Source organism: Pseudomonas sp. B37(2017) (genome assembly GCF_002112885.1).
In the GTDB taxonomy this organism is placed as follows: Bacteria; Pseudomonadota; Gammaproteobacteria; order Pseudomonadales; family Pseudomonadaceae; genus Aquipseudomonas; species Aquipseudomonas paraglycinae.
Genome location: NZ_NEIX01000005.1, coordinates 422,644 through 433,103 on the forward strand (window position 1 = coordinate 422,644; position 10,460 = coordinate 433,103).

Genomic DNA, 10,460 nt, shown 5'->3' on the forward strand with positions numbered 1-10,460 from the left:
CATGGCAGCCAATGCCATGGCGTGGTTGGCGAGGGATCAACCGCGCTCTGGCGGCACCGACGACAGTTCGAACGGACTGCTGCTGCGCCGCTGGTTGCGGTCTTCCCGCGGCGTGGCGCCGAAGAAGTTGCGATAGGCGCTGGAGAAATGCGGCCCCGAAGAGAAACCGCACGACAGGCCGATCTGGATGATCGACTTGCTGGTCTGCATCAACATCTGCCGGGCCTTGTTCAGGCGCAGTTCCAGGTAGTACTGGCTCGGCACGCGGTTGAGGTATTGCTTGAAGATCCGCTCCAGCTGACGACGGGACACGCACACATGCTGGGCGATTTCGTCGGTGGTCAGCGGCTCTTCGATGTTGGCTTCCATCAGCAACACGGCCTGGGTGAGCTTCGGATGGCTGGAGCCGAGACGGTTCTGCAATGGAATGCGCTGACGCTCGCCGCCTTCGCGGATGCGCTCGACCACCAGTTCTTCCGAGACCGCACCGGCCAGTTCCGCACCGTGATCGCGGGCCAGGACTGCCAGCAGCAAATCGAGTACCGACATACCACCGCACGCGGTCAGACGATCGCGATCCCAATCGAACAGATGGCTGGTGGCGATGACTTTCGGGAAGCGCTCGGCGAAATCGTCCTGCCAGCGCCAGTGCACCGCCGCGCGGTAGCCGTCGAGCAGACCGAGTTGCGCCAGCGGGTACACACCGGCCGACAGACCGCCGATCACACAACCGGCTCGCACCAGTTGTTTCAGCGCGCTGCTGAGTGCCGGCGCCAACGTGGTCGGTGGCTCGTCAGCGAGCAGGAACAGTTTCTGGAAGTTTTCGAGTTTGCCGGCCCAGGGTTCGCCGGGCAGTTGCCATTCACCGTCGGTCGGTGCTTCAGCCTGCAGGAACGACAGCTCGTAAACCACGTCCGGATGCACACGCTGGGCAACACGCAAGGCCTCCTCCGCCAGCGCCAAAGTCAGAGCTTTAGTGCTGGGCCAAATCAGGAAACCAATTCGATGGGCAGTCATGGCGGGCGATCCGAAACGTAAACAGAGGGAAAAACCGAAATCGGCTGCAACCAAATTAGACCATCTGGCGCGCTGCGCAGCATGACCTAATTTGGTGCATAACGGGAGCGATTACTTGAGGCTGCCCGAGAGGAATTGTTGCAAACGTTCCGATTGCGGATTGACCAGCACTTCACGCGGGTTGCCGCTTTCTTCGACGACGCCTTTGTGCAGGAACACCAGCTGGTTCGACACTTCACGGGCGAAGCCCATTTCGTGAGTCACCACCACCATGGTCCGACCTTCCTGAGCGAGGGCCTGCATGACTTTCAGCACGTCGCCGACCAGTTCCGGGTCGAGGGCCGAAGTCGGTTCGTCGAACAGCATCACTTCCGGTTCCATCGCCAGCGCACGAGCGATTGCCACACGCTGCTGTTCGCCACCGGACATGTGCCCCGGGAACGCGTCCTTACGATGAGCCACGCCGACCTTGTTCAGGTAGTGCTCGGCTTTCTCGCGGGCTTCGGCCTTGGACACGCCCAGCACGTGAACCGGCGCTTCCATGATGTTTTCCAGCGCGGTCATGTGCGACCACAGGTTGAAGTGCTGGAACACCATCGACAGGCGCGAACGCATGCGTTGCAGCTGTTTCGGATCAGCGGCTTTCAGCGCGCCGTCCTTGTTCGCCACCAGTTTCAGCTCTTCGTTGTTGAGCAGGATCTTGCCCGCGTGCGGCTGCTCGAGCAGGTTGATGCAGCGCAGGAAAGTACTTTTGCCGGAGCCACTGGAGCCGATGATGCTGATCACATCGCCGGCGGCCGCTTTCAGGGAAACGCCCTTGAGCACTTCGTGACTGCCATAGCGTTTATGCAGGTCTTGGACTTCAAGTTTGTACATGCGGTCGGTTCTCACAAAAACAGTCAGTCGTTGAGCAAAGGGCCGTCGCGCAGCGCATCGCGCCCCGCCACTTTGGCCAGCCAGAAACCGGGTTGGGCGTAACGCAGCCGCTCAATGGCAAACAGCACCCCGGACGTACCAGCACACACCGTGCTGACCCGATCCGACAGCGGATCGATCACTTCGAAAATCTTGTCACCGGCTTCAACCCACTCGCCGGGCTTGCGCAGAAAACTCACCACGCCAGGATGCGGCGGCAGGAGCAATTCAGTGCCTTCGAACGGCATGCCTTCGCACGGCTCGTGCGCCGCGCTCGGCCAGTCGCCACGGATCAGGCCTTGCTCGGCGAGGAACGCCAGAATGCCTGCTGCCCAGGCTTCGGCCTGCGCCGGCGTGGTGTCAGCCTGACCGCCGAGTTCGACGGTGGTCGCCAGGCACGCCAGTGGAATCTGCGCGTCCGGGAACAGGCGCGACAGACGTAGCCACGGCAACGAGCAAGCCTCGTCGAACGAGCTGCCGCCGGAATCTTCCGCCAGCAAGCCGACTTTTACATCCAGGTGCGCGGCGAGCGAACGCCACTGCGGCCAATGCTGCGGCAAGGCGTACATGTGCAGCGCGGCTTCGCAATCGCAATGCAAGTCCAGCACCACATCGGCGGTGGCGGCATGTTGCAGCAGGATGCGCTGCATGCCTTGCAACTGGCTGCTGGCCTCGGGCAATGCGGCCAGATGATCGGCCATTGCCTGACGGATCAGACGGATGTTGGCGTGCGGATCATCACCGAGTTGTCCTTCCAGCGTAGCGGCCACGGGGGCGCTGAGCTCGACGAAATCACGGTTGAAATTCTTGCCGCTGCCGGCCTCGAAACGACCCTGATGGTTGCCTTGCAGCAAATGGCCCAGACCCAGCGGGTTGGCCACGGGCACCAGTTCGATGACGCCGTTGAGCAAGCCCTTGGCTTCGAGTTCGCCGAGGCGTTTTTTCAGTTCCCAGGCAGTGCGCATACCGGGCAGTTCGTCCGCGTGGAGGCTGGCCTGGATGTAGGCCTTGCGCTCGCCGCTACCGAAGCGGAAAACCGAAATCTTGCGTTCGCTGCCCAGGTGGCTCCACGGCAGAACGTGGTCGATGCGTTCCATATCAGTGCTTCCTCGGGGCCAGGTAGCTCAGCCAGCGACGCTCGGCCAGCTTGAACAGGCGCACCAGAATGAAGGTCAGGCACAGGTAGAACACGCCGGCGGTGATGTACGCCTCGAACGGCAGGTAGAACTGCGCGTTGACGGTACGGGCCGCGCCGGTGATGTCGATCAGGGTCACGATGGACGCCAGACTGGTAGTCTGCAGCATCATGATCACTTCGTTGCTGTACTGCGGCAGCGCCCGGCGCAGGGCCGATGGCAGCAGGATGCGCTTGTACATCTTGAAGCGCGACATGCCCATGGCCTTGGCCGCTTCGATCTCGCCGTTCGGCGTGGCTTTCAGGCTGCCGGCGATGATTTCGGCGGTGTAGGCGCTGGTGTTGATCGCGAACGCCAGGCACGCACAGAACGTTGCGCTGGACAGCCACGGCCAGAGGAAACTTTCACGCACCGCTTCGAACTGCGCCAGACCGTAGTAGATCAGGAACAGCTGAACCAGCATCGGCGTGCCGCGAATCACGTAGGTGTAGAGCCACGCCGCGCCGTTGACCACAGCGTTCTTGGATACGCGCATCAGTCCCAACGGCAGGGCCGCGAGCAGACCGAAGAACAGCGACAGCGCGAGCAACTTGAGGGTGGTGACCAGACCGCCGAGGTACAGCGGCAGAGCCTCCCAAATGACGTTGTAGTCGAAGATCATAGATCAGCCGCCCTTACGCCTACCGAGTAGCGCTTCTCAAGGTGACGCAGCGCCAGCAACGAGACACTGGTGATCACCAGGTACATCGCCGCCACTGCGAGGAAGAAGGTGAAAGGCTCGCGGGTGGCGTCGGCCGCCTGCTTGGCCTTGAACATCATGTCTTGCAGACCGACCACGGAAATCAGCGCGGTGGCCTTGGTCAGCACCAGCCAGTTGTTGGTGAAGCCCGGAATCGCCAGACGGATCATCTGCGGCACCAGCACGCGGAAGAACACCTGGAAGCTGCTCATGCCGTACGCCATGCCGGCTTCGGCCTGACCTTTGGGAATCGCCATGAACGCGCCGCGGAAGGTTTCCGACAGGTACGCACCGAAGATGAAACCGAGTGTGCCGATACCGGCGGCCAGCGGGTTCAGGTCGATGTAGTCGTCATAGCCGAGCATTGGCGCGACGCGGTTGAGCAGGTCCTGACCGCCGTAGAAGATCAACAGGATCAGCACCAGGTCGGGAATCCCGCGAATCACCGTGGAATACAGATCGCCCAGCCACGCCAGCCAGCGCACCGGCGACAGGCGCAACGCGACGCCGATCAGCCCGAGAACGATGGCCAGGGCCATGGACGACAAGGCGAGCTGAAGCGTCAGCCAAGCGCCATCGAGGATGACAGCCCCGTAGCCTTTCAACATGATTCAGGTCCTCGAAAGTTGGGATGAAAAAATGGCGCAAACCGCAGAGATCCTGTTGCTTGCGCCATTTCGGACGGGTCGAGCGACGTCTTTACTTGCCGTAAATGTCGAAGTCGAAGTACTTGTCCTGGATTGCCTTGTACTTGCCGTTCTCGCGGATGGCCGCGATGGCGGTATTGATCTTGTCTTTCAGGGCGTCGCCCTTGCGTACCGCGATGCCTACGCCGTCGCCGAAGTATTTGACGTCGGTGAACGCCGGGCCCACGAACGCGAAGCCTTTGCCGGCGTCGGTTTTCAGGAAGCCGTCATTCAACAGCGTAGCGTCCGCCACGGTGCCGTCGAGGCGGCCGGCGGCCACGTCGAGGTAGATTTCGTTCTGCGAGCCGTACGGCTTGATCTCGGCACCCAGCGGGGCCAGGACTTCGCGGGCGAAGCGCTCGTGGATCGAACCACGCTGCACGCCGATGTTCTTGCCTTTCAGCTCAGCCAGACCTTCGCTGACCTGAGTGCCTTCCTTCATCACGAGGCGGGCCGGGGTGTTGTAGTACTTGTTGGTGAAGTCCACGGACTTCTTGCGGTCGTCAGTGATCGACATGGACGACAGGATCGCGTCGATCTTGCGCACTTTCAGTGCCGGGATCAGACCGTCGAACTCTTGCTCGACCCACTGGCACTTGACCTTCATTTCTTCGCACAGCGCGTTGCCGATGTCGTAGTCGAAACCGACGATGCTGCCGTCCGGCGCTTTGGAGGCGAATGGAGGGTAAGCCGCTTCGATACCGATTTTCAGAGGCTTTTCATCGGCAAATGTCGGCAGGGACAGCACGGACAGTGCCAGGGCGCCAAGCAGCACAAGTTTCTTCATCTTGGGACTCCATCGGTAAAGGGCAAAAACGGCAGAGTGAGCGACAGCCCAATATGCGAATGGGTGAAACAGAAAAGCGGTGCTGCATCCGTGGGAAATTTCCCATTGAAACCGTCAGCGATTTCAACACGAGCCACGACGAGCGAGTGATCGGCATTCTAACGACAGGCCCGAAGCCGATATTTCTTCAATGCGACAACTAATTACAGATGCACCGAGAAACCCGCTTGAGCACATTGACAGCTCCGCAATTTCATGCAAGAGCGAAAGACAGTGAACCGATCTATGCTGCAAATTGCGGGCCTATTATTCGCAAACCCTTCTAATCCGGCAAGCGCGGGGTTGTGTCTTATTTTTCACCGGGGGTTTTGAGGCCCGAAAACGGGGCAATGCGTTTCCGGATGCCCCGTTGCGGAGCAGGCGGTTACACATTCAGTAACTTGAAGGCGGACGGGTAACAGTGGGAATTGCCTGACGGATGAATCCGATAATTATTGGAAAACAAAAAGCCCCGCCCGGCGTGATGCCGGACGGGGCTTTTCAGCCTTCAGACCCGCCGCTTACGCGACGTTCATGGTCTTGTGCGTATCGATCAGATGCTGCACCACTCCCGGATCGGCCAGGGTGGAGATGTCGCCCAGGCCTTCATACTCGGCGGTCGCGATCTTGCGCAGGATGCGGCGCATGATCTTGCCCGAACGGGTCTTCGGCAGCCCCGGCGCCCACTGGATCACGTCCGGCGAAGCGATCGGCCCGATCTCCTTGCGCACCCAGTTCTTCAGTTCCAGGCGCAGTTGCTCGCTCGGTTCTTCGCCATTCTTAAGGGTGACGTAGACATAAATGCCCTGCCCCTTGATGTCATGCGGCACACCAACCACCGCCGCTTCGGCGACTTTCGGGTGAGCGACCATCGCGCTTTCGATCTCGGCAGTGCCCATGCGGTGGCCGGACACGTTGAGCACGTCGTCCACGCGACCGGTGATCCAGTAGTAACCATCGGCATCGCGACGGGCGCCGTCACCGGTGAAGTACATGCCACGGAAGGTCTTGAAGTAGGTATCGACGAAACGGTCGTGATCGCCGTACAGGGTGCGTGCCTGACCTGGCCACGAATCGAGAATCACCAGATTGCCTTCGGCCTCGCCCTCGATGATGTTGCCGAGGTTGTCCACCAGCGCCGGCACCACACCGAAGAACGGACGTGCTGCAGAACCCGGTTTCAGCGCATGGGCACCCGGCAGTGGGCTCATCATGTTGCCGCCGGTTTCGGTCTGCCACCAGGTATCGACGATCGGGCAACGGGACTTGCCGACATTCTTGTAGTACCAGTCCCAGGCTTCCGGGTTGATCGGCTCGCCGACCGAACCGAGCAGACGCAGACTGCTGCCGTCCGCGCCTTCAACAGCGGCGGTGCCGGAGGCCATCATCGCGCGGATCGCGGTCGGCGCGGTGTAGAGGATATTGACCTTGTGCTTGTCGACGATCTTCGCCACCCGGGTGATGTCCGGATAGTTCGGCACGCCTTCGAACAGCAGCGTGGTCGCGCCATTGGCCAGCGGGCCGTAGACGATGTAGGAGTGACCGGTGACCCAGCCGACGTCGGCGGTGCACCAGTAGATTTCGCCCGGACGGTAGTCGAACACGCGCTCGTGAGTCATGGCCGCGTACAACAGATAGCCGCCGGTGGTGTGCTGCACGCCCTTCGGCTTGCCGGTGGAGCCGGAGGTATAAAGGATGAACAGCGCTTCTTCGGCGCCCATCTCTTTCGGCGCGCAGACGGTGCCCGCCACTTTCATCAGGTCTTCGTACCAGATGTCGCGATGCTGGTTCCACTTGATGTCGCCGCCGGTGCGCTTGCACACGATGACTTTCTGGATGCTGCTGGTTTCCGGGTTGGTCAGGGCGTCGTCGACGTTGGCCTTGAGGGAAATCTTCTTGCCGGCACGGATGCCTTCGTCCGCGGTGATCACCACTTTCGAGCGGCAGTCGATGATGCGACCGGCCAGGGCTTCCGGCGAGAAACCGCCGAACACCACCGAGTGAATCGCGCCGATCCGGGTGCAGGCCAGCATGGCGACCACGGCTTCGGGAATCATCGGCATATAAATGGTCACCACGTCGCCGCGGTGCACGTCCTGACCACGCAGGGCGTTGGCGAGTTTGCACACTTGTTCGTGCAGTTCGCGGTAGGTGATGTTGCGGCTTTCGGAAGGATCGTCGCCTTCCCAGATGATGGCGACCTGATCGCCGCGCTCGGCCAGATGACGGTCGAGGCAGTTGTAGGAAACGTTCAGGGTGCCGTCGGCAAACCACTTGATGTCGACATGGTGATCGTCGAACGAAGTCTGTTTCACCGTGGTGAAAGGCTTGATCCAGTCGAGGCGCTTGGCTTGTTCGCGCCAGAAGCCGTCAGGGTTGACGACCGACTGTTGGTACATGGCTTTGTAGGTCGCCTCGTCGGTCAGCGTATTGGCCAGAACCTCGGGACGAACGGGATACAGGGAAGCCGCACTCATCTTTCCTACCTCGGTGTAATAGTTGTTTTTGTATGACCCTGTTGTAGCCGGGGCGCCCGTATAGAACCATTCGACGATGGTAGTAACAAGCCCCTACAAAATGTGGCGATTGCCGCGAACCCCGTCGGCCACGGCCTTTCAGGCATTGGCCCGGGCCGGGATATTTTGGTTTTTGGGGGATTGTTACCAAATCTGCCAAAGGTGTTTATCAAAACCGGGTCTGTTTACCCCTACCCCGCCTGCCTAAAATTCACCTCGCCGACAAGGCAAAGCGATTAACAACGTTACAGCCCCCACGAAGGCCGTTAATCCAGCTCTGAAGTAACAAACCCAAACGATGAAGTTCCACACGCAACCCCAAAAAGGTTGCGTGACCCCACTCGACCTCAAGAAGGTAAATTTCAAATGAAAGCTTTATTGGTTCTGGCCCTCAGCAGTCTGTGCGCAACCGCCATGGCAGACGAGGTCCCGACTGATGTCGCACAGCAACAACCAGCCATCGAGGAATACACTTACTCCACTCACCTGGACATCGCCAAAGTTGTATCGATGAGCGAAGTTCCAAATGTCTGCGAAGTCGTACCGATGAAAATGGAGTACGACGACTCCACCGGCCAGCGCCACATCCTGCGTTACAGCATCATGGGCAACGGCTGCACCAATTGATGGTTTGAGACTGCACCGAATCGGATCACTCAGCGCAACATCGAGGGTCGATTCCAGCCCGGCTTCGGTCGGGCTCAGTTGTGTTTGAAGTGACGTAAAAGGGTTGCAAAACACAAGATATAGTGAAAAACGCGGCTTTTTGCTCATTTTTTGAGCAATCAATCACACGCCAAAAAATTAATGAAAAAAATTTCTCCGGGGCCAATCCCGGCGAAAGCCCTGTAAACCCTCGCTCCGATCGAAATCACCCCAGCGCTCGACCACCCTGCGCTGTTTCGCCCTCCCCCACGCCGGTGTTTTTTTCCCTATAATGCCGCCCAATCGGGTCAGCAATATTCCCTTACAGGGATCAAAGCCATTCTGAAGCCCCGCAGCAGCGACAACGCTGGCCTGCGCCCGTCAGAGGCTCTCGGAAACCCGTAAAAATTTTCTGTTTATTGCCTGCGTAGCACCGCTGCAAAAAACGACATCCAACGCGGCCTGTACGGCCGTGTGAAAAACCAACCAATCAGTTTTCACACGGGCACAGGCCCTCACGCAGGAGACGACACGTCATGCTGAGCTGGGACGAATTCGACAAAGAAGACAGTGAAGTAGCAGCAGTGAAAGGCGCCAACGCCGGCCACGCTAGCGAAGCCAACATGGACCGCCTCGACAGCGCCGGCGGTGCCGCCGCCCTCGAAGCCCGCGCCGTGACCGCGGAAGACTCGGCCGCCGTGGCCCGCGCCAAGGCTGCACTGGATTCCCTCGACGTCGCCGAAGGCCTCGCCGAACTCGAAGGCTCCGCCGCCCGTGTCGCCGTTGACGAAAAGCGCATGATCAACTGCCGCGCCGACCTCAACCAGCTCGTGCCATTCAAGTACGACTGGGCCTGGCAGAAATACCTGGACGGCTGCGCAAACCACTGGATGCCGCAAGAAGTCAACATGACCGCCGACATCGCCCTCTGGAAAAACCCGGAAGGCCTGACCGACGACGAGCGCCGCATCGTGATGCGCAACCTAGGCTTCTTCTCCACCGCCGACTCCCTGGTTGCCAACAACCTGGCCCTGGCCGTGTACCGCCTGATCACCAACCCGGAATGCCGCCAGTACATCCTGCGCCAGGCGTTCGAAGAGGCGATCCACACCCACGCCTACCAGTACTGCATCGAATCGCTGGGCATGGATGAAGGCGAGATCTTCAACATGTACCACGAGATCCCGTCGGTCGCGAAAAAAGCCGCCTGGGGCCTGAAATACACCCGCGCCATCTCCGACCCGGAATTCAACACCGGCACCGTAGAGACCGACAAAGAACTGCTGCGCAACCTGATCGCCTACTACTGCGTTCTGGAAGGCATCTTCTTCTACTGCGGCTTCACCCAGATCCTCTCCATGGGCCGCCGCAACAAAATGACCGGCGTCGCCGAGCAGTTCCAGTACATCCTGCGCGACGAATCCATGCACCTGAACTTCGGCATCGACGTGATCAACCAGATCAAAATCGAAAACCCACACCTGTGGGATGCCGAAATGAAGGAAGAAGCTTCGCAGATGATCCTGCAAGGCACCCAGCTGGAAATCGAATACGCGCGTGACACCATGCCTCGCGGTGTGTTGGGTATGAATGCTGCGATGATGGAGGACTATCTGAAGTTCATCGCTAACCGTCGTCTGTCGCAGATCGGTTTGAAGGAAGAGTACCCAGGGACCACTAACCCGTTCCCTTGGATGAGCGAGATTATGGACTTGAAGAAAGAGAAGAATTTCTTTGAGACTCGTGTGATTGAATACCAAACTGGTGGTGCGCTTAGCTGGGACTAATCGTCTCGCTCGCCACGATTTGCCGACCGCTGCTTGAGTCGTCGAATTGAGAAAACAAAAAGCCCCGATTTGATCGGGGCTTTTTTATTAGCGGTGTCTCGTCCTGAATAAGGTTTACACCTTCTGGCTTCTTTTCAGGAGTGTGCAATGGATTCGGGCGCAAAACGCAGTCAACGCGATTACACGCTGACTT

General features: G+C 59.5%; 9 protein-coding genes. 2 read left to right on the top strand and 7 right to left on the bottom strand.

The window, feature by feature from the left end; translation table 11 throughout:
• Positions 1 to 36: 36 nt before the first annotated feature.
• The 7 genes from argR to acs all read right to left on the bottom strand — a co-directional run bounded on the left by argR (position 37) and on the right by acs (position 7,796).
• Complete coding sequence (gene argR, locus CAF90_RS16215) at positions 37 to 1,017, bottom strand: transcriptional regulator ArgR (protein ID WP_085607460.1); 981 nt, start codon at positions 1,015 to 1,017, stop codon at positions 37 to 39.
• A gap of 111 nt (positions 1,018 to 1,128) precedes the next feature.
• Positions 1,129 to 1,893 (bottom strand): ABC transporter ATP-binding protein, encoded by a 765-nt coding sequence (locus CAF90_RS16220; RefSeq protein WP_003227281.1) that lies wholly within the window; start codon positions 1,891 to 1,893, stop codon positions 1,129 to 1,131.
• 23 nt (positions 1,894 to 1,916) lie between these two features.
• Positions 1,917 to 3,029: a succinylglutamate desuccinylase/aspartoacylase family protein gene (locus CAF90_RS16225; protein WP_085607462.1), complete on the bottom strand. Its 1,113-nt coding sequence runs from the start codon at positions 3,027 to 3,029 to the stop codon at positions 1,917 to 1,919.
• 1 nt (position 3,030) lies between these two features.
• Positions 3,031 to 3,729 carry an ABC transporter permease gene (locus tag CAF90_RS16230; RefSeq protein WP_007951062.1) on the bottom strand — a complete coding sequence of 233 codons (699 nt, stop codon included), beginning with the start codon at positions 3,727 to 3,729 and terminating at the stop codon, positions 3,031 to 3,033.
• On the bottom strand, positions 3,726 to 4,415 hold the full coding sequence (locus CAF90_RS16235) for an ABC transporter permease (RefSeq protein WP_007951063.1): 690 nt from the start codon (positions 4,413 to 4,415) through the stop codon (positions 3,726 to 3,728). Before CAF90_RS16235 ends, CAF90_RS16230 begins: the two co-directional genes overlap by 4 nt.
• A gap of 91 nt (positions 4,416 to 4,506) precedes the next feature.
• Entirely contained in the window at positions 4,507 to 5,280 is a 774-nt protein-coding gene (locus CAF90_RS16240) for an ABC transporter substrate-binding protein (RefSeq protein WP_011335541.1), read from the bottom strand.
• Positions 5,281 to 5,840: 560 nt separating this feature from the next.
• Positions 5,841 to 7,796 carry an acetate--CoA ligase gene (gene acs / locus CAF90_RS16245; protein WP_007951065.1) on the bottom strand — a complete coding sequence of 652 codons (1,956 nt, stop codon included), beginning with the start codon at positions 7,794 to 7,796 and terminating at the stop codon, positions 5,841 to 5,843.
• A 405-nt stretch (positions 7,797 to 8,201) separates the two neighbouring features.
• On the opposite strand from acs, the gene CAF90_RS16250 reads away from it, so the two are divergent.
• Together CAF90_RS16250 and CAF90_RS16255 are read left to right on the top strand one after the other, a co-directional pair.
• Positions 8,202 to 8,462, top strand: a complete 261-nt coding sequence (locus CAF90_RS16250) for a DUF2790 domain-containing protein (protein ID WP_007951066.1) — start codon at positions 8,202 to 8,204, stop codon at positions 8,460 to 8,462.
• A 554-nt stretch (positions 8,463 to 9,016) separates the two neighbouring features.
• On the top strand, positions 9,017 to 10,267 hold the full coding sequence (locus CAF90_RS16255) for a ribonucleotide-diphosphate reductase subunit beta (protein ID WP_007951068.1): 1,251 nt from the start codon (positions 9,017 to 9,019) through the stop codon (positions 10,265 to 10,267).
• Positions 10,268 to 10,460: the final 193 nt, after the last annotated feature.

Coding starts and splice junctions, on each gene's coding strand:
- CAF90_RS16240 (WP_011335541.1), bottom strand. CDS start 5,280: ATGAAGAAACTTGTGCTGCTTGGCGCCCTGGCACTGTCCGTGCTGTCC.
- CAF90_RS16255 (WP_007951068.1), top strand. CDS start 9,017: ATGCTGAGCTGGGACGAATTCGACAAAGAAGACAGTGAAGTAGCAGCA.
- acs (WP_007951065.1), bottom strand. CDS start 7,796: ATGAGTGCGGCTTCCCTGTATCCCGTTCGTCCCGAGGTTCTGGCCAAT.
- CAF90_RS16220 (WP_003227281.1), bottom strand. CDS start 1,893: ATGTACAAACTTGAAGTCCAAGACCTGCATAAACGCTATGGCAGTCAC.
- CAF90_RS16225 (WP_085607462.1), bottom strand. CDS start 3,029: ATGGAACGCATCGACCACGTTCTGCCGTGGAGCCACCTGGGCAGCGAA.
- argR (WP_085607460.1), bottom strand. CDS start 1,017: ATGACTGCCCATCGAATTGGTTTCCTGATTTGGCCCAGCACTAAAGCT.
- CAF90_RS16235 (WP_007951063.1), bottom strand. CDS start 4,415: ATGTTGAAAGGCTACGGGGCTGTCATCCTCGATGGCGCTTGGCTGACG.
- CAF90_RS16250 (WP_007951066.1), top strand. CDS start 8,202: ATGAAAGCTTTATTGGTTCTGGCCCTCAGCAGTCTGTGCGCAACCGCC.
- CAF90_RS16230 (WP_007951062.1), bottom strand. CDS start 3,729: ATGATCTTCGACTACAACGTCATTTGGGAGGCTCTGCCGCTGTACCTC.